The 23708-nt window shown below is 64.4% G+C and carries 22 protein-coding genes and 1 pseudogene; 7 read left to right on the top strand and 16 right to left on the bottom strand.

What is annotated here, in order from left to right; translation table 11 throughout:
- Window positions 1–9: 9 nt before the first annotated feature.
- The 5 genes from AB0I57_RS04650 to AB0I57_RS04630 all read right to left on the bottom strand — a co-directional run bounded on the left by AB0I57_RS04650 (window position 10) and on the right by AB0I57_RS04630 (window position 4817).
- On the bottom strand, window positions 10–1014 hold the full coding sequence (locus AB0I57_RS04650; RefSeq protein WP_358330466.1) for a R2-like ligand-binding oxidase: 1005 nt from the start codon (window positions 1012–1014) through the stop codon (window positions 10–12).
- A gap of 150 nt (window positions 1015–1164) precedes the next feature.
- Window positions 1165–1950, bottom strand: coding sequence for an alpha/beta hydrolase (locus tag AB0I57_RS04645; protein ID WP_358330463.1), 786 nt, complete (start codon window positions 1948–1950; stop codon window positions 1165–1167).
- A 33-nt stretch (window positions 1951–1983) separates the two neighbouring features.
- Window positions 1984–2370 (bottom strand): VOC family protein, encoded by a 387-nt coding sequence (locus AB0I57_RS04640; protein ID WP_358330460.1) that lies wholly within the window; start codon window positions 2368–2370, stop codon window positions 1984–1986.
- A gap of 63 nt (window positions 2371–2433) precedes the next feature.
- Window positions 2434–3987 (bottom strand): DNA polymerase Y family protein, encoded by a 1554-nt coding sequence (locus tag AB0I57_RS04635; protein ID WP_358330457.1) that lies wholly within the window; start codon window positions 3985–3987, stop codon window positions 2434–2436.
- Window positions 3984–4817, bottom strand: coding sequence for a hypothetical protein (locus tag AB0I57_RS04630; RefSeq protein ID WP_358330454.1), 834 nt, complete (start codon window positions 4815–4817; stop codon window positions 3984–3986). The genes AB0I57_RS04635 and AB0I57_RS04630 overlap by 4 nt, the downstream gene beginning before the upstream one ends.
- A gap of 210 nt (window positions 4818–5027) precedes the next feature.
- Between AB0I57_RS04630 and AB0I57_RS04625 the strand changes: the two genes are divergently transcribed.
- Window positions 5028–6239: a serine/threonine-protein kinase gene (locus AB0I57_RS04625; RefSeq protein ID WP_358330452.1), complete on the top strand. Its 1212-nt coding sequence runs from the start codon at window positions 5028–5030 to the stop codon at window positions 6237–6239.
- An 88-nt stretch (window positions 6240–6327) separates the two neighbouring features.
- Here AB0I57_RS04625 and AB0I57_RS04620 read toward each other — a convergent pair whose 3' ends face one another.
- From AB0I57_RS04620 to AB0I57_RS04610, 3 genes are all read right to left on the bottom strand, one after another.
- Complete coding sequence (locus AB0I57_RS04620; RefSeq protein WP_358330449.1) at window positions 6328–7248, bottom strand: SMP-30/gluconolactonase/LRE family protein; 921 nt, start codon at window positions 7246–7248, stop codon at window positions 6328–6330.
- Window positions 7249–7336: 88 nt separating this feature from the next.
- The gene (locus AB0I57_RS04615; RefSeq protein WP_358330446.1) at window positions 7337–7996 is read right to left on the bottom strand and encodes a response regulator transcription factor; all 660 of its coding nucleotides are present in this window, start codon (window positions 7994–7996) and stop codon (window positions 7337–7339) included.
- Window positions 7997–8150: 154 nt separating this feature from the next.
- Entirely contained in the window at window positions 8151–9443 is a 1293-nt protein-coding gene (locus AB0I57_RS04610; protein WP_358330443.1) for a PspC domain-containing protein, read from the bottom strand.
- Window positions 9444–9592: 149 nt separating this feature from the next.
- Between AB0I57_RS04610 and AB0I57_RS04605 the strand changes: the two genes are divergently transcribed.
- Complete coding sequence (locus AB0I57_RS04605) at window positions 9593–11074, top strand: PspC domain-containing protein (protein WP_358330440.1); 1482 nt, start codon at window positions 9593–9595, stop codon at window positions 11072–11074.
- Entirely contained in the window at window positions 11067–11297 is a 231-nt protein-coding gene (locus tag AB0I57_RS04600; protein WP_358330437.1) for a hypothetical protein, read from the top strand. The genes AB0I57_RS04605 and AB0I57_RS04600 overlap by 8 nt, the downstream gene beginning before the upstream one ends.
- Window positions 11298–11357: 60 nt before the next feature.
- Here AB0I57_RS04600 and AB0I57_RS04595 read toward each other — a convergent pair whose 3' ends face one another.
- The 3 genes from AB0I57_RS04595 to AB0I57_RS04585 all read right to left on the bottom strand — a co-directional run bounded on the left by AB0I57_RS04595 (window position 11358) and on the right by AB0I57_RS04585 (window position 15872).
- Window positions 11358–12425 carry a class I SAM-dependent methyltransferase gene (locus tag AB0I57_RS04595; RefSeq protein ID WP_358330434.1) on the bottom strand — a complete coding sequence of 356 codons (1068 nt, stop codon included), beginning with the start codon at window positions 12423–12425 and terminating at the stop codon, window positions 11358–11360.
- Between the two features lie 67 nt (window positions 12426–12492).
- Window positions 12493–14064, bottom strand: a complete 1572-nt coding sequence (guaA, locus tag AB0I57_RS04590) for a glutamine-hydrolyzing GMP synthase (RefSeq protein WP_358330430.1) — start codon at window positions 14062–14064, stop codon at window positions 12493–12495.
- A gap of 65 nt (window positions 14065–14129) precedes the next feature.
- On the bottom strand, window positions 14130–15872 hold the full coding sequence (locus tag AB0I57_RS04585) for a GMC family oxidoreductase (protein WP_358330427.1): 1743 nt from the start codon (window positions 15870–15872) through the stop codon (window positions 14130–14132).
- A 207-nt stretch (window positions 15873–16079) separates the two neighbouring features.
- Between AB0I57_RS04585 and AB0I57_RS04580 the strand changes: the two genes are divergently transcribed.
- The 4 genes from AB0I57_RS04580 to AB0I57_RS04565 all read left to right on the top strand — a co-directional run bounded on the left by AB0I57_RS04580 (window position 16080) and on the right by AB0I57_RS04565 (window position 20020).
- Window positions 16080–16217 carry a hypothetical protein gene (locus tag AB0I57_RS04580; RefSeq protein ID WP_358330424.1) on the top strand — a complete coding sequence of 46 codons (138 nt, stop codon included), beginning with the start codon at window positions 16080–16082 and terminating at the stop codon, window positions 16215–16217.
- A gap of 114 nt (window positions 16218–16331) precedes the next feature.
- Window positions 16332–18053, top strand: coding sequence for an alkaline phosphatase D family protein (locus tag AB0I57_RS04575; RefSeq protein ID WP_358330421.1), 1722 nt, complete (start codon window positions 16332–16334; stop codon window positions 18051–18053).
- On the top strand, window positions 18050–19330 hold the full coding sequence (locus tag AB0I57_RS04570; protein ID WP_358330418.1) for an alkaline phosphatase family protein: 1281 nt from the start codon (window positions 18050–18052) through the stop codon (window positions 19328–19330). Before AB0I57_RS04575 ends, AB0I57_RS04570 begins: the two co-directional genes overlap by 4 nt.
- A gap of 96 nt (window positions 19331–19426) precedes the next feature.
- Window positions 19427–20020, top strand: a complete 594-nt coding sequence (locus AB0I57_RS04565; protein ID WP_358330415.1) for a CHAP domain-containing protein — start codon at window positions 19427–19429, stop codon at window positions 20018–20020.
- Window positions 20021–20056: 36 nt separating this feature from the next.
- Here the strand turns inward: AB0I57_RS04565 and AB0I57_RS04560 are convergent, their stop codons facing one another.
- From AB0I57_RS04560 to AB0I57_RS04540, 5 genes and pseudogenes are all read right to left on the bottom strand, one after another.
- Window positions 20057–20635, bottom strand: a complete 579-nt coding sequence (locus AB0I57_RS04560; protein ID WP_358330412.1) for a DUF3558 domain-containing protein — start codon at window positions 20633–20635, stop codon at window positions 20057–20059.
- Complete coding sequence (locus AB0I57_RS04555; protein WP_358333140.1) at window positions 20632–21207, bottom strand: DUF3558 domain-containing protein; 576 nt, start codon at window positions 21205–21207, stop codon at window positions 20632–20634. Before AB0I57_RS04555 ends, AB0I57_RS04560 begins: the two co-directional genes overlap by 4 nt.
- Before the next feature lie 32 nt (window positions 21208–21239).
- Entirely contained in the window at window positions 21240–21557 is a 318-nt protein-coding gene (locus AB0I57_RS04550; RefSeq protein ID WP_358330409.1) for a hypothetical protein, read from the bottom strand.
- Between the two features lie 110 nt (window positions 21558–21667).
- A pseudogene (locus AB0I57_RS04545) lies at window positions 21668–22317 on the bottom strand (MFS transporter); the annotation flags it as partial.
- Window positions 22318–22570: 253 nt separating this feature from the next.
- The gene (locus tag AB0I57_RS04540) at window positions 22571–23707 is read right to left on the bottom strand and encodes a GuaB3 family IMP dehydrogenase-related protein (protein ID WP_358330406.1); all 1137 of its coding nucleotides are present in this window, start codon (window positions 23705–23707) and stop codon (window positions 22571–22573) included.
- Between the last annotated feature and the right edge of the window lies 1 nt (window position 23708).

Raw genomic sequence — 23708 nt, 5'->3', positions numbered from 1 at the left:
CAACCCGTGTCAGCCCTCAGCCTCTGCCTCTTCCTCGCTCGCAGCAACGGCGTCCGACAGTGCCTTGGCATCCTCCTCGCCGAATCGCTCTTCGAGCACCTCGGGCGAGTAATCCAGGTCGATCTCCTGAACCGGGCGGCCACGCGCGGATTCGATCGCCGAGAGTCGCCGCTGCGCCCGGTCTGCGGCGTAGTCGAGGAACTCCTGCTCATCGAGTCCGTACGGCTGAATCTCGAACTGTTGGTTGACCCAGTCGATCATGCCCAGCGCGAGCGGCATCAACTCCGCCATCCGCTCCTGGACCACTCCCCAGTTGCTGTCGTCGGCTGCGACGTGCCGGCGGCAGGTGAACGTGCCCCAAGCCATGTGACGTCGTTCGTCGTCGCCGATTTTGCGAACCAATTCCTGCATTCCGGGCAGGATTCCCCGGGTCGTGCACACCTTCTGCCACGCGTAGTAACCGGTGAGCGCGAGGCTTCCCTCGATGACGTGGTTGTAGGTCACGCTGGCTCGAACCTGATTGGCCGGGCTGGGATCGGTCTCCAGCAGATTCAGCGATCCCGGCAACTCCTCGTAGAACAGCTGCCGGTAGTACGGATTGTCGGCGACGAATGGGTGTAGGTCCTGCGTGAGACCGACCGAATCCATCCATAGCCGGAACACCTGGGTGTGTTTGGCCTCCTCGAAACAGAACTGGGTCAGATACATTTCGTCGCCGAACCGGCCCTCTGCCGCCATCGCCTTCATGAACGGCTGAATATCCTCGGTGACCGCTTCCTCTCCTGCTATGAACTGCGCGCACAGGAACGTCGAGCTGCGCTGTTGCTCACTGTTCAGCCCCTCCCAGTCCTCGGCTTCACGACTGAAGTCCAGATCGGACGGATTCCAGAACTTGGCATTGCCCTTGGTGAACAGTCGCAAAGGGAAGGCGTCCCAATTGAGCCCGCCGGACCGCAGCGAATTGAATCCCTCCCGACCGGACGCGTAGCGCCGTCCGGGCATGATCGTCGACATAGTGAGCCTTCTTTCCAACGTGCAGACACGTCATCGAACGCCTGTTTCTTTGGTGTGCTCATCCCTCGGCGAACCTGATGCACCGCGCCCGCCTCTCCACCAACGCTAGTCCAGTCCGACCGTGAGAGGTTTACATTTGGGCACTTTTTGTCAGCGCGGCTGTGAGTTCATCAGGAACGGCAGTGTCACTGCCGCGAAGTCGGTGTAGCGGTCGCGGTGAATGCTGTGGCCGCCGGGGAATACCACGACCCGGCACTTGGGTATCGCCGCTACTGCCGACTCGAGCCGGTGGGGATCGACCATCCCACCCGAACCACCTCGCAAGATCAGTGTCTCGGCCTCGATCTGCGACAACCTATCCCACCACAGCGGATCCGGACGGCGGAACTGTTCCAGCGCGGAGGCGGTCATCGAGCGATCGAAGGCCAACACGGCACGCGGGTGACGAATCAGGCTCGTCGTCGCGTGCCACAGTTCCGTGACTGACGGCAGCCTGTGAGCGAAGATCTGCTCCGGATCTCCGGGACGTAGAGGAACGGGAGCCTCCTCGATCGCCATCCGCCGAACCAGTGCGGGACGGGTCTGCGCGACGAGCGACGCAGCATGACCACCGAGCGAATGCCCGACGAGATCGACCTGGGCCATCCCGAGGTTGTCGCACATCTCGACCAGGTCGGCAGCGAAATCCTCGAACAGATACGACCCAGCCCGTGCGCTGCGACCGTGCCCTCTCAAGTCGAGGACGACGACACGTCGCCCGCAGTCGATGAGGGCTCGGGCGAATCGATCCCAGGTTGCGCCGTCACCACCCATCCCGTGCACTAGGACGACGGGAACGGGATGGGCGTCACCAGAATTCGATGAAGGAAGGTCGATGCTGTCCCAGTAGGAGATGTCGATGCCGGCATGCGTCGATGTGGTCCTGCGCGTGTGCACGAGAACCCAGAGTAGTGGCGACGACAACCCCGACTACGAACCATCGGCCCACCCGTACGGGCGGGTGATGATCTCCAGAAAATGACCGGACGGGTCGTGAAAGTAGACGCCGCGTCCACCATCTCTGGTGTTTATGGCACCCGGCATCGTCCGTTGCGGGTCGGCCCAGTGGTCGAGACCCCGCTCGACGATCCGCCCGTAGATCCGATCGAAATCGTCCTCACCGACGAGGAAGGCGTAGTGCTGCGACGGAAAATCATCAGACGATTCCGCGAAGTCCAGAGATACCCCGTTGTACAGCGCGACGACCAGGAAGTGACCGACGTTCACAGCGTCCGGCAACCCGAACAAGGAGGTGAAGAAGCTCGCCGACTCCTGTTTGTCCTTGGCGGCGACGATGGTGTGGTTGAAAGAAATCATCTTCCGCGGCCCCTTCCAGGTATGGCACGGTCTGGCCTCGTAGGTGTTGGGAATCTGTCGTCCTCACTCGTAGATTCCCTCCACGCCCCAGCGCCCTTCCGTGCAGATCAGCAGCAGCGCCCTCGACTCCTCCAACAGCACCTGCGCCCTGGCTGCGGACCGAGCGGCCGAAGGATCCCACCACCGCTCGTCCACCGGCCACGGCCCGGCCCATCCACGCACCGCCCACTCTCGGCTTCCCCACCGTAATCGCGCGGGAGAAGCGCTGAACACGCCACGTTCCGTAACTGTCACAGCGATACCCCGCTCGTCCGCCATCCACACCTGCGGGTTCGCCGTCGGTACTGCGGCAGGCGCCGGTTCCGGCAGCATGCCAGGCCATGGCTCCGACGGATCGTTGTGAGGAATCAACTCGTCTCCCAGCGGCAGTAGTGTGATGCGCTCCGCGGGCCCTCGCCCACCGCTGAGAACGCCTACCTGCACGGCTTCCCCACCGAGCAGCCCCTGTACTCGCACCAGAGACCGACGAGCCCTCTCGTCCTGATCTCCAACTCCACCCCACAGCCCCAACTGCAGGGCTCCTGCTGCAATCACTTCCACCGGTTCGAGCCTCAAGACGGCGATCCCAGCGGTGGGCCGCTTCTCGCTGCGCCCGGTCAGCCACCCATCGAGCTGCCACCGTATCCGGTCTGCGGTCGCCTCCTGAGTCAACGGTTCCGCGCACCTCCAGGTACGAGACAGTTGCTCGCCATTGCATGTGATCGCTGATATCGACAGCCGAGTGCAGGCCACCGCGGCGTCCGACAGCGCACGGTGAAGTTTCTCCGCCAACGCACGCCCCGCGAAGGCCGCGGCATCGACCCGTTCGATCACCGGATCGCAGTGCTCCTCCACTTCCAGATCGGGAGGCAACGACCTCACCGACGGTGGACGCTCCGGCTCACCGCGCGCAACCCTGTGCGCCAGCACCGCATCGGTTCCGAACCGCGAAGCCACATCGCTCGCCGACAGCGCGGCGAAGGCACCGACGGTACGCAGACCGAGCCGATGCAGCAGGTCTACCAACTCTCCACGGTGAGGTGCTACGAGGCTCGGTTCGGCTGCCAGTTCCCGCATCGGAAGCGGCGCCAGGAAGTCCGCTCCCCCTCCAGGAGGTACGAGTGCCGCTCTGCGCGCGGCGATCACGGCCGTAGACAGCTGATCCGCAATACCGACCTGGCATTCCACCCCCACCGTCGATACCTGGTCCACCAACCGCTGCGCTGCAGCTTCCTCCGAACCGAAATACCGGACGACACCGCGGGCCGGGAGCACCACGAGACCGGAACGCAGCACTTCGACACCGGGCGTCACCGCGTCGACTGCGGAGGCCACCGGTTCGAACAACCGCGCATCGCGGTCGGGATCGGCCGTCACCACATGCAACCGGGGACACCGAGCCTGGGACTCTCGCCGGCGCAGGCCGCGGCGCACTCCTTCCGCCCTGGCAGGTGCTGAACAGGCGATCACCCGATTGCCCGACGTGACCGCCACCGGGTGCGTCGGTGGGAGGCCGGAGACGGCCGCCGCCGCAACCGCCGGCCAGTCGGGACACCACAGCGCCAACACCCGGCTCACAGACCCACCACCGCTGTCGGCTCCGCGACAGGACCGGCCTCGAGCGCGGCCACCTGTTCCTGAGCGCTCACCCACTCCACCCGACCCTGCGCAGATCGCACGTCCAGTCTCGTGGTGCGCGGCTGGAACGACCGCCCTCTTGCACACACCACCAGACTGAGGGAACGCAACCGCCCACATTCGCGGTCCTGGAATCCGTTGCCCAATCCTGTATATCCGTGGACCCGAGCATTCAGTCGCATCTCCGCACCGTCCCAGTGTCCGTCGGTGACGACCAGAGTCGACCCCTTGCTCCGTGCCCGAGCCACCACCGCGCGCGCCCTGGACGGCGCCACCGATGTCCCTCCCAGTCCGAGCACCACCAGGTCCATTCCGTCGAGCAGCACCGCGGCGATCTCCACCGGGTCGGCGCCGGGATCGGGGATCAACGCCAACCGTTCGAGCCGAGCCCCCATCTCGACAGCTGCCAGTACCCCAAGCCTCGGGTGACCGATCACCCCGACATGGCCGCCGCCCGCGGTCACGGACGCGACCAACCCCAGCAGGAGTGAAGCAGCACCTGAAACCGACACCACTGACCCGCGCGCCAGCCCACGTCGGGGAAGAAGTTCGGCCAGTGCCGCCGGAACCGGAAGCACCCCTGCAACGTCGGAGCCGGAGGCCGCAGAAGTGCCCGTCGTGGGAGACGAGTGCTCTGCACGAAGGCGGGTGGCCACCGACTCACCACGGGCGGGAACGGCCGCCATCCGACGTCTGAGGTAATCCAGACGCTCCTGCCGGGACAAACCGGAGAGTTCTGACCGTTCGGGAAACTCTGGCTCGCCGGCCATTTCTTCAGCCAATTCGACACCCCTGACACTCGGCATCAACAACGGTTGGCTACCACGGGGAAGGCGTGGCTCGAACAGGCACTGGTTCGAACATTCTTTCGAACTACTCTCAGTAAAGCCGGTCGATGAAGACCCGTCAAGTGAACCCCGAATCTTCATGCCACGACCATCACGAATCCGGCGTCCCCACCATCTACTAACCTGAAACGCGTGATGAGTCAGCAGAGCGAAAGGGGCATAGGACCCGACTACCTGGTGGCCGGAAGGTACCGTTTGCAATCCAAACTCGGTGGCGGCGGAATGGGTGCGGTCTGGCTCGCGCGGGACACCCTGCTGCACCGCGATGTCGCCGTCAAACAAGTCATCACGACGGCCGGTCTCGCCCCCGCCGAAGCGCAACGGTTACGCGAGCGCACCATGCGAGAAGGGCGCAACGCCGCCAAGCTTGCCCACAGTCATTCCATCGCAATGTACGACGTGGCACTCGAAGCCGGGGAACCTTGGCTCGTCATGGAGTACCTGCCGTCCCGCAGCCTGGCTCAGGCAATGAACATCGCCGAGACGCTACCCCCACTCGAGGTTGCACAGATCGGCGCACAAGTTGCCGATGCGCTCACGGCCGCGCATGCCGCTGGAATCGTGCACCGCGACATCAAGCCGGGCAACGTCCTCGTCGCTGATCGCGGAAGAGAACTCGGCACAGTCAAGATCAGCGACTTCGGCATCGCCCGCGCCAAGGGCGATTCGGCCGACGAAACCACCGGAGTCATCACCGGCACTCCCGCATACTTCTCCCCCGAAGTCGCCCGCGGTCAGGATCCCACAGAAGCCAGCGACGTCTTCTCCCTCGGTTCCACGCTCTACACCGTTGTGGAGGGGCAACCACCGTTCGGTATCGACACCGATTCCGTCGCCCTCTTACACCGGGTCGCGAAGGCCGAGATCTACCGTCCGAGCAAGGCCGGGCCACTGACCGATACCCTGCTGCACCTGCTCGAACCCGACCCGAATCGCCGTCCCACGATGGCCGAGGCCCGGGATGATCTGGCTCGTGTGGCGATGGCCGGGGACGGAAATATCGCCCACCTGATCGGCTCGCCCGTCTATTCCGCAGACGGCACGATTCCGACCTGGGCCCGTCGATCGACACCGTTGCCCGATTCACGCAAGCGCACCAAACTGGTGGGCTCCACCCAGGCTGGGCTACCTGCGGTGCAGCAAACCACCCCGCTGACGAACGTGCCCAGCCCACTGGGCCGACTGCAGTGGCCGCCACGGCCGACCAAACCGGCTCCGGGTTCTCCCGCCCCCAGCGTCCGCGACCAGGTGGTGGCATGGGCGCCGTTCGCCATGGGGGTCATGGTCGTGATCCTGATCTTGGCGGCACTGGTAGCTGTGATCGCCCTGTTGACCCAGCCCTGACGCCAGATGGCCGCATCCATCGATCCAGCTGGGCTACAGCGTCTTCCGCGATGACGGTCCTTCGACATTCGCCGCTACAGGAGAGACGTCAGCCCCCTACAGGAGAAAGGTCGACGCCGACAGGAGGTACCAGGCGACGCAGGGTGCCGTCGAAGGCAGTGACGTAGAGGGCCCAGTCATCGCCGTTGGGGCCGATGCGCACCGAACTCGGCCCGGTCCACCCGCCCGACAGACCTGAAGCGACGACGCACGTCGCCCCTGTTTTCGGGTCGACGCGGTAGACCGCACCCTCGATGTGAGCGGTGACGTAGAGCATTCCGTCCTGCGAAACGGTCAGGTCGTCCGGTCCCGGGAGCAAGCCGGGCAGTCTCCCGACCACCGTCCATTCGTTCGGACTGTCCAGGGGGACACGCAGGATCTGGCCGGTGAACAGATCGTCTGTGTACACGGCAAGGTGATCCGGGCTCAGCGCCAACCCTTCCGAACGCGGCACCATCGACCAGTTCTTCGTGACTTCTCCGGATTCGTGGAAGTAGCGCGACAGTCCCCGCGACGGGCCACCCTCCGTTCCCACCCACGTCGTGAGCAGATCACCGTCGGGCAAACGCAGTAATCCATTGCCCTCGAAAGAAGTCGGTGATGTCAACTGACCCGTTGCGGTGTCGAGGTGCCACAACTTTCCGTCCTGCCGGGTGAGGAAGAACAGGCTCGAACCGTCCAGCTGCAAGCCACCCGGGGCGCGCATATCGTCGAGCACCGTGCGCACCTGCCCTGCGGAGTCGACGTGATAGACCTTCGAGTCCCCGGACAGATAGAACCCGCCCACGCCGTCGGGTTCGAGGTTCTCCAGCTGCTCCAACCCGTGCGCTACGGTCTCGACCTGCCAGTTACCGCATGCCGTCGGGGACAGGGACGGTGTAGCCTGCGCTGACGTCGCTACACCAGTGGTTCCTGCTGCAATCGCAAAGGCAGCCAACAGAGTTCGGGTTCGGTTGCTCAGTGTCTTCACTTGGACATCCTAAGAGCAGTTGCGAAGGTTGTCCCAGAATTGTCACATCCAGCGAGCCCGGCTTCGCGGGTCGGCGCTTCACGGCGGATCAGTCGATGCGGCGGCGATGCGCCCACCTCGTGAGCGCATTCCGGTTGGACTGCTGTGTCTTCCGCAGCACATTGGACGCGTGGGTTTCTACCGTCTTCACCGAAATCACCAGTTCTTCGGCGATCTCCCGGTACGTATAGCCCCGAGCGAGCAGACGAAGAACCTCCAATTCCCTCGGTGTCAATGAATCAAGTTCCGGATCCAGTTGTGGTTCAGGAACATTCGAACGTCCGGTGAACGAGTCCAGCACGAAACCCGCGAGCCGCGGACTGAACACGGCGTCCCCACCGGCAACCCGGCGCACGCCATCGGCGAGTTCGGCACCGGAGATGGATTTGGTCACGTACCCGCGAGCCCCCGCCCGAATCACCGCGATCACGTCTTCGGCGGCGTCGGACACGCTCAGCGCCAGGCACACCGGACCCGACTCGATGCCGCGCAGCACCGCGACACCACCGCCATCGGGCATGTGCACGTCGAGCAGCACCACATGCGGTGCGGTGGCGTTGATCCCAGATACCGCCTCCGCGACACCGTTGGCCTCGCCCACCACCTCCATGTCGGCTTCCCTTCCGAGTTCAGCGCGAACACCCGACCGGAAAACGGCGTGATCATCGACAAGAAAGACACGGTAGGGAGGTGTTTCGGGCAAAGTCACTGCGCTGTTCCTAGATGTGGGCGGAAATGGTCAATCCACTCTAGGCGACGGAAACACCGATCCGAGACATTCGGGGGAGCAAACATGCCCGGATGGCCACCGCTCCCTCATGCTCCCGCTCCGGCCGAGCACACTTGCGGAACCGCGCTCACCCTCAGCCGGCGACATCCGACTCCTCCGAGGCTTTGGCTCCAGCCCGCGCGCGCCCACCCCTCGGCATTCGAATCCGCACCTCCGTGCCCTTCCCAGGAGTCGAGCGCACGTCGACTTGCCCACCACGACGCTCTATACGCGCGCGGATCGACTTAGACAGTCCCTGACGATCCGAGGACACCTCGTTCACGTCGAATCCGACACCGCGATCCCGGACGAAAACGCTCACCTGGTGGCTCTCGGACTCCGCGAACAGATTTATGTCCGTCTCCCCGGAATGCTTGGCCGCATTGACCAAAGCCTCCCTGGTCGCCCCCAGGATTGCCGTGAAGCTCTCCTTCGCCAGGCCTTCACCCGTCCCCTCGATGTCGAGAGTCACGTCTCCCACGGTCACGGGGCGAACCGTCACACTGTGCTGATCCTCCACCTCGCCGGAGATGATGCGCAGCGCCTCGGCGAGACTCGAATGATCGGTGCCTCCCCCACCGAACAGCCACTTCCGCAGTTCCCGCTCCTGACCACGCGCAAGTCGGGCGACCTCGTGCGGATAGTCGGCCCGTTTCTGGATCAGTGCAAGGGTCTGCAGAACCGAGTCGTGTAAGTGCGAGGCAATTTCCTCGCGTTCGTCGTTGCGGATCCGGGCTGCACGCTCAGCTCCGAGTGCTCGCCACAGCCGCAGCCACAACGGCACGGTCAACAACCCGGCACCGACCAAAGTGACCAACATGGCCAGCAGCGACGACCGCAGTGCTTCGAAGTCGACTTGCGCGAGAATCACCACGGCCAGACCCGAAACGATCAATGTCACGCCGCCCACGACCCTTGCCCACGTGAGGACGGTAGGTCGCTCGGGCAACCCTATGACCGTGCGCGGACCCTCCGAGTCGAACTCGCGCCACACCAGCGCAGCACCGACCGCGACCACGATGATCGGACCAACCACCGAACCCACCCGGCCGCTGAACAACCACGACAACCCGGATGCCAGAGCCAACCCGATTGCGACCAGACCGTATGCTCTCCGCCGGTCGGCAGGGCTGGGCTTTTGTGTGTCCGATCCTGCGGTGGTGAAGATCCACAGCAATCCGTAGCCGACGATGCCTGCACCCGCGAGCGCGGCGAGGCAGGCGAACACGATGCGCACCTTCGTCACGTCGATACCCAGATGATCTGCGACACCACCGGCGACACCGCCGACGATCCGGCCGGCGGACCGGCGTTCAAGCCGCGGCAAGGGGGCACTCGGCGGCACCGGAACGGTCACGGGGGCGTCGCTCCCGGCTGCGTTCGACACAGGTTGCACTCCTCGATACTTGCATGATCCCCCGGCCACGAGCATCAGGGTCCAACCCTGACTTCTGCACGTGTCACCGCCCGTACGGGCGGCAAAGATCAGGGTAGTTCCCGATGTACGCGCGGCCCGGCGACCGCAAACATATTCCTATGACCAATGGGAGCTTCCAAGAGCAGATGCACGATCTGTGGCGGACCCGCCCGGTACGGTTGCCGGGCCGCGGTTACCTCGCCGGTGTCTGTGCCGGCATCGGATACCGCTACGGCGTCGATCCCGTACTGATTCGAGTCGCCTTCGTCCTGTCCACCATCTTCGGCGGTGCCGGTGTACTCCTGTACCTGGCCGCCTGGATCACACTTACGAAGTCCGGTGACACCGCCTCACCCGCAGAGTCCTTGATGGGCCGCGGCCACAGCTCCGACTCGAGCACCAAGACCATCGTTCTGCTCGTCGCGCTGGCAATCGCGTTGACCACCGTCGGACCCATCGGAGTCGGTCTGGGCGGCTCCGGCGTGATCAGCATGGCATTGATGCTCGGCGGGTTGTGGTTGCTCTACCAGCGACAGCCGTCACCACCGCCGTACCCCGTCGAAGTCTCGGCTCCAGCCCGAGGCACCGGCTATGCCGGGACCGGCTTCGCGCCCGGCCAATTCGGTGGCTACCCGTACGGCACAACCGGATACGGAAGCTACCCTTACGCCGCCAACCAGTTCGGCGCCACTGCTTACAGCTCGAATGCTCCCTCTCCGAATGCCTACGGTCCGAACACGGCTACGCCGGACTCGTACACGAACACCCCTCCCGTCCCGGAACAGAACACGGCCGAACCTGCCGGCGACAGTACTGCCGACGCGGAATCTGCTGCCGCCGAATCGAATCCGGTGTCGTTCGAGAAGAGCCCGACCTCCAGCCCAAGCAGCGAGACATCTTCGGCGCCCTCCACCCCACCTGGATCGAAACCGCCGGAGTGGGATCCACTCGGCGTGGCTCCGTTCGCCTGGGATCTCCCGGAGCCGGAGAAGGACACCATTGCCGCAACTCCAGTCGAGCGCAGGCGCTCACGACTGACCACCGTAGTGATCGGACTCGCGATTCTCGCCGCAGCTGCAGCCACCGCGGTATCTGCGGCCACCGAATCGGAGTGGTTGAACCCCAGCCGTATCGGCGCGATCGCGCTAGCCGTCATCGGAGTGGGACTTCTGATCGGCAGCTTCCTACGCAGGGGCTACGGTCTCCTGGTCGTCACGGGACCGTTGATCGGGTACGTCATTCTCGCCTCGATCGTCTCACCGCTGAGCTTCGACCGAGAAAACACGGGTGACCAGACTTGGACTCCCATGACGGCAGCCGAGATCGCGCCCGCCTACTCCGGAAAATTCGGCAAACTCACGCTCGATCTCAGGAACGTCACTCTCACCGAGGACAGGACGGTCGACGTCAGCGGGAAGTTCGGTGAGGTCGAGGTGATTCTCCCAGCAGACATGGACGTCAAGAATCGTTGCACGGTCGCATTCGGCGCTTCTCAGTGCCTCGGTGCCGGCATCGACGGCGGTACCGACGGCACCGGCGGTCATGTCCTGAACCTGAATGCAGATGTCAAATTCGGAGGCGTGGAGGTGCGTCGTGGCTGACACAAACGAAACTCAGGAAAACAACCAGACCTCGACCCGGAGAAGGCCGTCCGTGATCCTGCTCTTATCAGGTCTTGCCGCGCTGTTGGTGAGCGGCTGGGCGCTCGCTGGTCGGTCCTTCTCTTTCACACTGGACGAGAACGTCGAGTTCCGTTGGGTCTTCGTGCTGCTGGCGGCCCTGGTCGGCCTGGTGCTCGTGTTCGCACCCAGTCGGCGCAGGTGATGTGATCCGCAAAGCCTCGCGAATCCGACCGACGCGACCCGGCGGGGCTCAGCACACGGCTTACTTTCTGGCGATGTAGTAATCGTTCACCGGGTCGGTTTCGACCTCCTCGACCTGCACTTCCCTGAATCCGGCTTCTTCAAGCATCGATTCGGCAAGTTGCCGACCCCATGCGGTCCCGAGCCCGGCCCCGTCGAGGGCGAGCGAAACGCTCATGCAATGCATCACCGACGCCGTGTAGAAGTAGGTTCTGAGCGGGACACCGACGTTTTCTTCGAGTCGGCTCGACGCCTTGATGTCGACCATCAAGAACACACCACCGGGTCGCAGCGCGCGGTAGATATTGGCTAGCACACGATCCGGTCGCGCCTGGTCGTGGATGCTGTCGAACGCGGTGATGAAATCGTAGGCATCGGCGGCGTCCAGTTCGGCAACGTCAGCCTGCTGGAACGTCGCGTTGGCCAACCCAAGCCGAGTCGCTTCGGCTGTCCCCTTCGAGATTCCCTCCGGAGAGAAGTCGATCCCGACGAACCGGCTATCGGGATAGGCCTGGGCCATCACGTTTATCGCGTGGCCGCTGCCGCAGCCGAAGTCCGCTACGTCGGCTCCGGCGCGCAGCCGTTCAGGCACGCCAGCAGCCAACGGCAGAATCCCGTCGATCAATGAGGCGTCGAACACCTCGCCGCTTTGCTCGGCCATTATCGTGTGGAAGCGCGGATAGTCGCTGTAGGGCAGGCCGCCGCCGTCGCGGAAACAGCCGATGATCTTCTGCTCGATCTCCGCGAAAATCGAGACGTACTGAGCGAGTCGCGCCAGGTTGTCCGGCCCCGCAGCCCGGGTCAGTGCAGCCGCGTGTTCGGGCGGCAGGAGGTAGTGCTTGGTGGCGCTGTCGTACTCGATGACGCGCGCGGTGACCATGCCGCCCAGCCACTCCCGAACATAGCGTTCGTTCAGACCGGCAGCGCGGGCGATTTCCGCGCTGGTGGCCGGTTCGAGACCGGCCATTGTGTCGAACAGCCCGGTCTGGTGCCCGATGCTGACCAGGATCGCGCTGCTGGCGCTGTCCATCTCGCGCATCATTCGTTCGGCGAATTGCTCGGTGTTCACTGTTGGGTTCGCAGTAGACATGATAATCATTGAACCGATCGAAGCTGAGAAACACCTTATAGCTGAGCTCGATCACCAACTTCTGGTCTTACTCCCACTCGATGGTGCCCGGCGGTTTGCTCGTGATGTCCAGAACGACGCGGTTGACCTCATGCACCTCATTGGTGATCCGGGTGGAGATCCGCTCGAGCACGTCGTAGGGCAGTCGCGTCCAGTCCGCGGTCATCGCGTCCTCGCTCGACACCGGGCGAAGCACGATCGGATGACCGTAGGTGCGTCCGTCACCCTGCACGCCGACGCTGCGGACGTCGGCCAGCAGTACCACCGGGCACTGCCAGATCTGACCGTCGAGCCCTGCGGCCGTCAGTTCTTCACGCGCGATGGAATCCGCGTGGCGCAGGATCTCGAGCCGCTCCTGAGTAACCTCTCCGATGATGCGGATACCGAGTCCGGGGCCGGGGAACGGCTGACGCCCCACGATTTCATCAGGGAGACCCAGTTCGCGCCCCACAGCACGAACCTCGTCCTTGAACAGTAGTCGGAGCGGTTCGACGAGCGTGAACTGCAAGTCCTCCGGGAGTCCACCCACATTGTGGTGGCTCTTGATGTTGGCCGTGCCCGTGCCTCCACCGGACTCGACGACATCCGGGTAGAGCGTGCCCTGCACGAGGAAGTCCACCGCGTCGCCGTGCGCGGCGTTCTCACCCAGCACATCACTGACCGCGCCCTCGAAGCTGCGGATGAATTCTCGGCCGATGATCTTGCGCTTGGTCTCGGGGTCGGACACCCCGGCCAGTTCGCCGATGAAGGTTTCGGCAGCATCGACGGTGATGAGCCGGGCGCCAGTGGCGGCGACGAAATCCCTTTCCACCTGAATCCGTTCGCCCGAACGCATCAGACCATGGTCGACGAAAACGCAGGTGAGGTTGTCGCCTATAGCTCGTTGCACAATCGCCGCCGCGACAGCGGAGTCGACACCGCCGGAGAGTCCACAGATGGCCTTACCGTCGCCGACCTGTGCGCGGACCTGCTCCACGAGCGCGTCAGCGATGTTCGCGGGCGTCCACGCTGCAGGAATTCCCGCGATCTCATGCAAGAACCGGCTCAGCACCTGCTGTCCGTGCGGCGAGTGAAGGACCTCGGGGTGATACTGCACCCCCGCGAACTTGCGGGCGCGGTCCTCGAATGCCGCGACGGGTGCGCCCGCACTCGTCGCGGTCACCTCGAAGCCTTCCGGCGCCTCCGTTACCGCGTCGCCGTGACTCATCCAAACGGGCTGACTCGACGGCAGACCGTCGTGCAATATTCCGCCCCGGACCGCCAAGTCGGTCCGGCCGTATTCGCGGGTGCCGGTGTGAGCCACCGTTCCGCCGAGGGCGCCGGCCATGGCCTGAAATCCGTAGCAGATACCGAACACTGGCACTTCCATGTCGAACAGTGCCGGATCCAGCTGGGGCGCGCCTTCGGCGTAGACGCTCGACGGCCCACCCGAGAGCACCACAGCGAGGGGGTTCCTGGCCGCGATCTCCTCGACGGTCGCGGTGTGCGGAATCACCTCGGAGTAGACCTTGGCCTCGCGCACCCGGCGTGCGATCAGCTGCGCGTACTGCGCGCCGAAGTCGACGACGAGGACCGGTCTCTGTTGCTCGATATCTGCCACCGGGTCAGTCTAGGCTGCGCGGCACCACGGCCCACCCGACCCCATGACCGGGCCCGATCCAACCACTACGCAGCGCCGTGCTTGCTCGCTCTCGCCTTTGAGGAGCCACTGCGGACCTCGACGATCGGCAGTACCAGAGCCGCAGGGGCATCCTCGGGGACTACGGGCTTTACCGGCGCGACGGGGTTGATGCGTTGGTATCCCTGACCCTGTTCGGGACGCTGATCCTGCTCACCCTTGTTCGGCCACAGCGAGGCCGCTCGCTCGGCCTGCGCCGCGATCGTCAGCGACGGGTTGACGCCCAGATTCGCAGACACAGCGGCACCATCGACGACGCTCAGCGTCGGATATCCCCACACGCGGTGGTACGGATCGATGACGCCCTTCGACGGCTCCGAAGATATCGCGCAGCCACCGAGGAAATGTGCGGTGAGCGGAATGTTGAACACGTCCCCCCAAGTTCCGCCCGCCTCGCCGCCGATCTTCTTCGCGATCCGCCGGGTGGCGTCGTTACCGACCGGAATCCAGCTCGGGTTCGGCTCCCCGTGGCCCTGCTTGCTCGTGACCTTGCGCCGGCCGAACAGACCCTTCTTGGTGTAGGTCGTGATGGAGTTGTCGAGGTTCTGCATGACGAGCGCGATGATGGTGCGCTCGCTCCACTTGTAGGGCGTGAGCGCTCTTACTGCGGTCGGGTTCTTCGCAAGCTCCTTGAGGAACGTCATCCACCGTCGTCCGCCACCGTCGGTCAGCAGAGTCTGCAACAGGGCCATGGAGTTCGACCCCTTGCCGTAACGCACCGGCTCGACGTGAGTGTCGGACGTCGGGTGGAACGACGATGTGATTGCCACGCCCTTCGTCAGATCCAGAGTGGGATCCACCTTCTTCTTGGCCGCGCCGAGGATCGACTCGGAGTTGGTGCGGGTAAGCACACCGAGTTGGTCGGAGATCTTGGGCAACGATCCAGAATCCTTCTGGTCGAACAGCAGATGCTGCGTGCCCCACGTACCCGCGGCGAGAACGACATTCGCGGCGGTATAAGTCTTGCGACCTCTGCGCTTGCGCGGTCCCGTGCGCCGGGTGCTGACGTGCCACGTCCCGTCGTGGGCCTCGCGCAGCCCTGTAACCGTTGTCATCGGGATGATCTCGGCACCGGCCTTTTCGGCAAGGCCGAGGTAGTTCTTGAGCAGAGTGTTCTTCGCACCATGCCGGCATCCGGTCATGCACTCACCGCACTCGATGCATCCGGTCCGGTCGGGGCCGACACCACCGAAGTAGGGGTCGGATACGGTCTTGCCGGGCTCTCCGAAGAACACGCCCACGGGTGTCTGGATGAACGTGTCACCAACCCCCATGTCTTCGGCGACCGACTTGATGATCTCGTCCGCCGAGGTCATGTGTGGGTTCTGCACGACGCCGAGCATCTTGCGGGCCTGGTCGTAGTACGGCGTGAGTTCGTCATGCCAGTCGGTGATGTCCGACCACTGCTTGTCTTCGAAGAAGGGAGCGGGCGGCTTGTAGAGCGTGTTGGCGTAGTTGAGCGAACCGCCGCCGACGCCGGCACCGGCGAGGATCAGGCAGTCACGCAGAACGTGGACCCGCTGAATACCGAAGAAGCCCAAGGCAGGTGCCCATAGGAACTTCTTGAGGTCCCAACTCGTCTTCGCGAAGTCACTGTCTTCGAAGCGGCGGCCCGCCTCGAGAATGCCGACTCTGTAGCCCTTCTCCACCAATCGGAGCGCGGTGACACTGCCACCGAAGCCGGAACCCACGACAAGGACGTCGTAGTCCGTTGCGCGCTGCTTGCTCATCACTGGACCTCCAAGAGACCTGAACTATTACTGGTCAGTATGCACCGAACGAATGTGACAGTTACCACAAGGGCTATCTAACTAACCGTAACGCAAAGTATCAGATATGTTTACAGATTCGAGACTTTCGTCACGAAGAAGAAGTTGTACGGAGACATGAGCCGTCCCGAACCTGGTGCATAGCATCGTTCGTCGAAGGGTGCTCCGATGCCGATGACCTTGTCGGCCGGGGTGGTTGAAATCGCAGTTCACTGGGCGGTCGATCGCCTCGGCGGCTACGCCTCCGGTTTCGAAAATGGTCACGCGTTGGCCGATCGGATGCCTCTCGACCCGCAAGCGGTGTGAGTGCTGGTTCACATGCGTCGAAGGCGGAACGGTGCGGACGCGAAGGCGAATTGCGAATTCTCACTAACTTAATTTCAGTTGAACACCTGTCGCGCATGTCATATCAAATTTTGAATGGCGAACGAGTTGTGCTGTGATCCCCGGGTGTTCCAGAACAACGAGATCACTGGAGTCAGCCGACGCGGCGTGTTGCGCGGCTCGATGGCGGTTGCAGCAGCCGGACTCGCCGCCGCCGCCACGGGACGGGCCTCAGCCCAGGCTGCGACACCTGGATTCGTCCACGGTGTCGCGTCGGGCGATCCCCTCCCCGACCGGGTGATCATCTGGACCCGGATCACCCCCTCCGCAGACGCACTACCGGGTTCCGGCGTGGGGCAGAACGTTCAGCTGTCCTGGCAGGTCGCGGCCGACCCGGACTTCGCGAACATCGTGCGCAGCGGCACCGCGAACACCGGTCCCGACACCGACCACACCGTGAAGGTCGACGTCTCCGGCCTGCGCCCGGGCAGCGAATACTTCTACCGGTTCACCGCTCTCGGCCAGACCTCTCCGGTAGGACGCACCCGCACTGCTCCCGCGACCGACGCCGATCTCGAGCGCCTACGGTTCGGTGTCGCTTCGTGCTCCAACTGGGAGGGCGGCTACTTCGCGGCATACCGTCACCTTGCCGAGCGTGACGACCTCGACGCGATCATCCACCTCGGCGACTACATCTACGAGTACGGCCACGGCGTGTTCGGCGCCCGGAACGGCTCTGTCCGACTGCATGATCCGGCACACGACATCATCTCGCTCGCCGACTACCGGATCCGGCACGCGCAGTACAAGACCGACCCCGACCTGATGGCGTTGCACGCCAAGGTGCCGTTCATCGCCACATGGGACGACCACGAGTCCGCCGACAACTCGTACGACGGCGGCTCCGTGGACCACGATCCGGCCAGAGACGGTGAGTGGGGTGCGCGCAAGGTTGCGTCGATGCAGGCCTACTTCGAGTGGATGCCGGTGCGGGTCGACGGCACCGGTGGCGACGCCACGCTCTACCGGCGTTTCCAGTTCGGCAATCTCGCCGAGCTGTCCATGCTCGACCTGCGCACCTACCGTGACGAGCAGGCCTCCACGGGCGCTGGGTGGCGCAAGATCGACTCCCCGGACCGGACGATCGCCGGTCGTGAGCAGATGGACTGGCTGACCAGTGGCATCGTCACTTCGTCGGCGCAGTGGAAGCTCGTCGGCAACCCGGTGATGATCTCCCCCTTGGTGTTCCCGCCTCTCGACGACCGCACCATGGGTGCGATCACCGACTTGGTCGGATTGCCCGACGTCGGCATCCCCTACAGCACCGATCAGTGGGACGGCTACACCGCCGACCGTCGCAGACTCTTCGACGCGATCTCCGCGAACGGGGTTCGCAACACCGTCTTCCTCACCGGCGACATCCACACCACGTGGGCATGTGACCTTCCGGTGGACGCGGCGAACTACCCGGGTGCAGGCACGGTCGGCACAGAGTTCATCGTCCCGGCGGTGACGTCCTCCAATGTCGACGAAATGCTCGGCGTTCCCCCGCGCACCGGGAGCGTCGCCGTCGAGGAGGCGTTCAAGGGACTCAACCGTCATATACGGCACGTCGAGCTCGACTCCAATGGCTACGGCGTGTTCGAGGTGAACAGACAAGGAGCACAGATGGACTGGTTCTACCTCAGCGATGTGACCGATCCGCACGCCACGGTTGGGCACGCGGCGAGCTACCGCGTCGCCGACGGCACCCAGCAGGCCCACCCGGTTGCGGCCCCGCTCGATCCTGCCGCCTACCGCCCGGGAGCGAACGCGTGAGCGGCGCCCTGACCCGCCGGGATGTGCTTGTCGGCGGTACGGCGCTCGCCGGTGGCCTCGCAGTTGCCGGCTTGGCCGGTACGGGAACGGCCACGGCCGACGTGGCGGTTCGTCCCGACCTCGATGTGCATGTGCTCGTCGTCGACGGAATGCGCCCGGACGAACTCGACCCGTCGCTCACCCCGACGCTCACCGCTCTCGCGGCTGACGGCACTCTGTACCCCAACGCATCCTCGATCATGATCGCGGAGACGCTGCCCAACCACGCGGCGATGATGACGGGCGTGCTGCCCTACCGGAACGGCGTTCCCGCCAATGGGATCTACGACCCGCAGACCGGTGACAAGAGGACCCTCGGCCTCGCGAGCGATCTGAAGGCCGCGACGGTGCTCGACCGGGTCCGCACCGAGTTGGGGCTGACCACCGCGAGCGTGCTCTCCAAGGACTACTTGCACGGATTGTTCGGCGACCGAGCGTCGGTGGTGTGGGATCCGTTCCCGCTGCTGCCGTATACCGGGCATGCGCCCGACAACTTCACGACCGAGGCACTCATCCAGATCGTCCGCGACCATTCGCCGCGGCTGACGTTCACCAATCTCGGCGACATCGACCGGGTGGGCCATCTAGACCTGTCGGGGCCCTCGACCCGGATCGCGCGTACCGCGGCCCTGCGCAACACAGACGGCCAGGTGCGACGGTTCGTCGACTTCCTTCACGCTTCGGGCCGCTGGGAGCGCAGCGTGCTGATCGTGCTCGCGGACCACTCGATGGACTGGTCGGTGCCGACCAACCTCATCGGACTCGATCGCCCGCTGAATGCGGATCCCCTTCTCGCCGGACAGATCCGGATCGCGGACAACGGTGGAGCGGACCTGATCTACTTCGTGGGCGACGACGCTCTGCGTAGCGAGGCAGTCGAGCGGATCAAGCACATCGCGGCCGGTGTTCCCGGCGTCGAGTCGGTACACACCCCGGACGAGTTCGGTCTCGGTGACAGCGTCGGCGACGTCGTGGCGTTCTGTGCACCGGGTTGGCGGTTCAGCGATCCGACCCCACTGTCCAACCCGATCCCTGGCAACCACGGCCACGCCGTCACGACGCCGATTCCCTTCTTTGTCACGGGTGGCCATCAGATGGTGGGTCGCGGCCAGCGCATCGACGGCGTCCAGGCCCGCACGATCGACGTTGCACCGACCGTTGCGAGCATGTTCGGTCTTGGTGCACCCCAGGGTGGTTGGGACGGAGTCGCCAGGATCGAGAGTCTCGTCGTAGGCTGACGGCTCGAATTCCTCGATGCCTCCGCGACTGTGTGACAGCCCGGCTGCGCATGGCGAAGAGATCGCCGACTGTCGGCTCCGGCTACATTCGAAGATATGAGCGCGCAATCGGTTGCCCGCGGTCGCCGTCACACTGTCTGGATCACTGCGGTGATCGCAGTGCTGGCGTTGGCTGCGGGCGCGGCACTGTTGTGGATGCCGTCGCGATATCTGCCTTGGGACACAGCGCCGTTCCCCGACGTGGATCGCACTGCACTGACTGCGACGCAGGCGCGGATCGTCGACCTGCTCGAGGCCGAGCACGCCGAACAACGGCCGGGCACCTTCTACTCGGACGGCATGCAGGAGCCGTGGTGCGCCAACTTCGTCAGCTGGATCATGCGCGAAGCCGGTGAGCCGCTGTCGAATCCGCACTCCGGTTCGTGGCGAATCCCCGGTGTCTATACACTTCAGGAGTACTACGACTCCCAGGGCCGGTTCGAGCCGATCGGCAACGGCTACCGCCCCAAGACCGGCGATGCGGTGCTGTACGACAACGAGTTCCGGCTCGGCCAGCACACCAATTTCGTCGTCGCCGTCAATGGCGACACCGCCACCACCGTCGGTGGCAACGAACGCGGGAAGATCCGAGTGCACCACCTCGACTGGCACACGGATCACGCAGTCGTCGGGTTCGGGCGGCTGGACTAGACGCCGGCTGCCCTAGCGATCCTCACTAACCCGCACCTATTCGTCGGGCAGATAACGAGCGATGATGCTCGCGGTCTCCTCGATCCCGACACACCGCTCTTCCTCTGGGTTCTGGTCCGACCGAGTGAGTTGGAGAGTACGGGAGACGATCAAGATGCCGTAGCCGGTTTCCATGCTGATGGCGCAACCGAGCGAGGACTGCACTTTGCGTAGTGCGCGGCGCCCGTCGAGCATGATCGGCGTGGAGTAATCCTTGACCTTCTCCTCCTCCTCGGCGAAGGTGATGTTCGCCGAGTACACGCCTAGCCCGTACTGGCGTTGCGGGGTGTCAAAATCGCACATCAGGAATGTGTAATAGTCGGCGGCGACAACATCTTCGTCCTTGGACTGCGGATCGTAGCCCGCCTCCACCAGGGCCTCATCTGGAATGTCGAGACACGGATCGAACACCACCCACGGCCGATCCGACTGATCCACCTGACGCGGAACCCGAACAGACGGGGACGGCGAGCCGGAATCCGACGCTGCCTCGGGTTCAGCGGCCGGAGACCCGCAGGCAGTGAGGATCGACGCGAGCACCAAGGATGCGGCGGCGGACGAGCGGTGCAGTATCACCGGCCGGAGTCCTGCAACTCTCGCTCCCTCTCAGGCAAGTAGCGGGCGATAATGCTTGCGGTTTCCTCGATCCCGATGCACCGCTCCTCCTCGGTGTTCTGGTCCGCCCGCGTAAGTTGGATGATGCGAGAGACGATCAGGATCCCGTAGCTGGTTTCCATGCTCACTGCGCAACTTAGTGTGGATGGTACTTTGCGCAGTGCGCGGCGCCCGTCGAGCATGATCGGCGTGGAGTAGTCCATTACCTTCTCCTGCTCCTCGGCGAAGGTGATGTTCGAGGAGAAGACGTTCATACCGTACTTGCGTTGCGGGGTGTCGAACCCACAGATCAGGAACGTGTAATAGTCGGCGGCGACAGCATCTTCGTCCTTGGACTTCGGGTCGTATCCCGCCTCCACCAGCGCCTCATCCGGGATGTCGAGACACGGATCGAACACCACCCACGGCCGATCCGACTGATCCACCTGACGCGGCACCCGAACAGTCGGGGACGGAGAAACAGTCTCCGATTCCGAAGCAGCCTCCGGTGCAGCGGAAGGAGACCCACAAGCGGTCAGGATCGACGCAAGCACCAAGAGCGCAGCGGCAGACGGGCGGCGAAGCTTCACTGGTCCACGCGCGGGTCGAGACTGTTCAGTGCCTGGGCGAACTGCCCGTCGGTGTCGGCGAACGCCTCGCCCCCGGCCGCGAACGCTTCTCGCATGGCCGCGATGACGGCTTGGTAGTCCTTGAGCCGCTCGACGACCGTCTCGCCCTTACTGGTGTACCCGGCGGCGAGTTGATGCCCGATCTGGAAGTCACCGAAACCGCCCACGTTCTGAAGTCCGTCCGCTTCCTTGAGTGCGTCATCGATCGAATCGAGCATCTGATCGCAGATGCGCACGCACTGTTCGATCGCTCCAGGTTCGAGACGCAGCGCCATCAATCCCCCTCCGTCATGACGTGATTCCCATGGTCGCTCCGGAAATGGTACGCGGCCGGAACAGGCTGCTATCGACGGGCACCGTGGCTGGGCGCGACGAGGCGGAAGATTCAGTCGTCGCGCGAACCGCCGACTGGTGTGCGCGGAATTCGGCCTGTGACGAACAGGGCACCGCCGGCAAGCAGCGCCACCACTGAGAAGGTACTCTGCAGGGCTACCAGGCGAGCGCCCGAGTTCGCCTCGACGACTGCGTCGGCGATCGCTGGGTCCACGGAGGCACCGCCCAGGGCCGTGCGTAGCTGGGTGTCGCTGAGGAACGGAACACCGCTGGCGAGCTCGACGGTGGCCTGCTCCTGGACGGATTCGGGGACGCGGGGATCGTTCTGGATACCGGCGATGACGGATGCACCCAGCGTCGCGATCAGCACCGAACCGATGAGTGCAGTGCCGAGGGAGGCGCCGAGATTCGTCGCGGTGTTCTGCAACCCGCCCACCTCGGCGCTGCGCGAATCAGGCACCGCCGACACCGTGACCGCACCGAGTTGCGAACCGAGGGCCCCGAGTCCGATCCCCATCAGCAGCATCGGGATCGCGACGACACCGGCGTTTGCGCCGGGATCCATTCCGGCGCGAGGAGGGCGATGCCGACCGACATCGACGCCAGCCCCAGCCTGATGACGCGTCGAGGGTTGGCCCGCGGCCACACCTTGGGAATGCCGACGGCAGCGATCCGCAGCGCGACCGACGGTGACAGGACTCTCGATGTTCTTCGCGCAGTTCATGATCGAGGCCGGGGTCTTCTTCACGGTGCCCCTGTTCCTGTCGGTGGTACTCGAACTCAACGCACTCCAGACGGTCGCGCGACTAACTGTCGAGCGTCATCAGGAACTGTCCGGCCGACAGTGTCACCAGGACGAGCGTGGCCCCCGCCCCAGTACGCGACCCAGTGCCTGGTTGCATACCTGATTCAAGCAGGATCGAGACGCAATCGGCGGCCGATCGACCCAGAAGCCTCAGGCGCGGACGGTCAGTCCCACCTTCTGGAACTCCTTGAGGTCCGAGTACCCCGACTTGGCCATCGAGCGGCGCAGGCCACCAACGAAGTTCAGGGAACCGAATGGGTCGTCGGACGGTCCGGTGAGGACCTTGTCGAGCGAGGGCCGGTCTCCGAACGAAACGGGTAGCAACGCGCCACGAGGAACCGAGGGATGCGCAGCAACTGATGGCCAGTACCAACCACCGCCGGGCGCCTCCGCTGCGACGGCCAGCGGTGCACCGAGGACGGCAGCATCCGCACCGCAAGCGATGGCCTTGGCCAGGTCGCCTGAAGACGTGATATCGCCATCGGCAATGACGTGGACGTAGCGACCCCCCGTCTCGTCCAAGTAGTCTCGGCGGGCCGCAGCGGCGTCCGCGATGGCCGTCGCCATCGGAACTCCGATACCGAGGACCTCACGGGTCGCTGTAGCATCCTCGGTGGAGCCGTACCCGACGATTACACCCGCCGCGCCGGTGCGCATCAGGTGCAGCGCGGTTCGATGATCGCTCACTCCGCCCGCGACAACGGGGACGTCGAGTTCGGAGATGAACGTCTTGAGGTTCAACGGCTCGCTGTCGCCCTGCGCAACATGCTCGGCGGAGATGATCGTGCCGTGCACGACCAGAAGATCTATGCCTGCATCGAGTAGCAGCGGGGTGAGCACCCGCGCGTTCTGCGGACTGACGCGCACCGCGGCGGTGACACCCGCCTCACGAACCTGAGCCACCGCAGCCGCGAGAAGGCCCGGTTGCAACGGCGCCGCGTGCAACTCCTGCAGCTTCCTGATCGGTGCATCGACCTCGCCTGACTCCGCCAGCGCGACCAGTTCGGCAAGCTTCGCTTCGACGTCGGCGTGCCGGCCCCACAGGCCCTCACCGTTTATGACGCCCAGGCCACCTCGCTTGCCGAGTTCGATCGCGAACGACGGCGACACGAGCGCGTCCGTGGGATGCGCCAGCACAGGGATTTCGAACCGGTATGCGTCCAGCTGCCAGGCCGTCGACACCTCTTGCGAGGAGCGAGTCCTCCGCGACGGGACTATGTCGATGTCGTCCAGCTCATAGGTTCGTCGGGCTGTTCGGCCCATGCCGATCTCAACGAGGTCGCGCACA

This window comes from Rhodococcus sp. NPDC049939, assembly GCF_040656415.1.
Classification (GTDB): Bacteria; Actinomycetota; Actinomycetes; order Mycobacteriales; family Mycobacteriaceae; genus Rhodococcus_F.
Note: the sequence above shows the minus strand (reverse complement) of the source record. Positions and strands in the feature narration are given on the sequence as shown.

What these genes read in the sequence shown, in the direction of transcription:
- AB0I57_RS04650 (WP_358330466.1), bottom strand. Translation starts at nt 1,014, where the DNA reads ATGTCGACGATCATGCCCGGACGGCGCTACGCGTCCGGTCGGGAGGGA.
- AB0I57_RS04640 (WP_358330460.1), bottom strand. Translation starts at nt 2,370, where the DNA reads ATGATTTCTTTCAACCACACCATCGTCGCCGCCAAGGACAAACAGGAG.
- AB0I57_RS04630 (WP_358330454.1), bottom strand. Translation starts at nt 4,817, where the DNA reads ATGGCCGGCGAGCCAGAGTTTCCCGAACGGTCAGAACTCTCCGGTTTG.
- AB0I57_RS04605 (WP_358330440.1), top strand. Translation starts at nt 9,593, where the DNA reads ATGACCAATGGGAGCTTCCAAGAGCAGATGCACGATCTGTGGCGGACC.
- AB0I57_RS04595 (WP_358330434.1), bottom strand. Translation starts at nt 12,425, where the DNA reads ATGTCTACTGCGAACCCAACAGTGAACACCGAGCAATTCGCCGAACGA.
- AB0I57_RS04585 (WP_358330427.1), bottom strand. Translation starts at nt 15,872, where the DNA reads ATGAGCAAGCAGCGCGCAACGGACTACGACGTCCTTGTCGTGGGTTCC.
- AB0I57_RS04580 (WP_358330424.1), top strand. Translation starts at nt 16,080, where the DNA reads ATGCCGATGACCTTGTCGGCCGGGGTGGTTGAAATCGCAGTTCACTGG.
- AB0I57_RS04575 (WP_358330421.1), top strand. Translation starts at nt 16,332, where the DNA reads ATGGCGAACGAGTTGTGCTGTGATCCCCGGGTGTTCCAGAACAACGAG.
- AB0I57_RS04565 (WP_358330415.1), top strand. Translation starts at nt 19,427, where the DNA reads ATGAGCGCGCAATCGGTTGCCCGCGGTCGCCGTCACACTGTCTGGATC.
- AB0I57_RS04550 (WP_358330409.1), bottom strand. Translation starts at nt 21,557, where the DNA reads ATGGCGCTGCGTCTCGAACCTGGAGCGATCGAACAGTGCGTGCGCATC.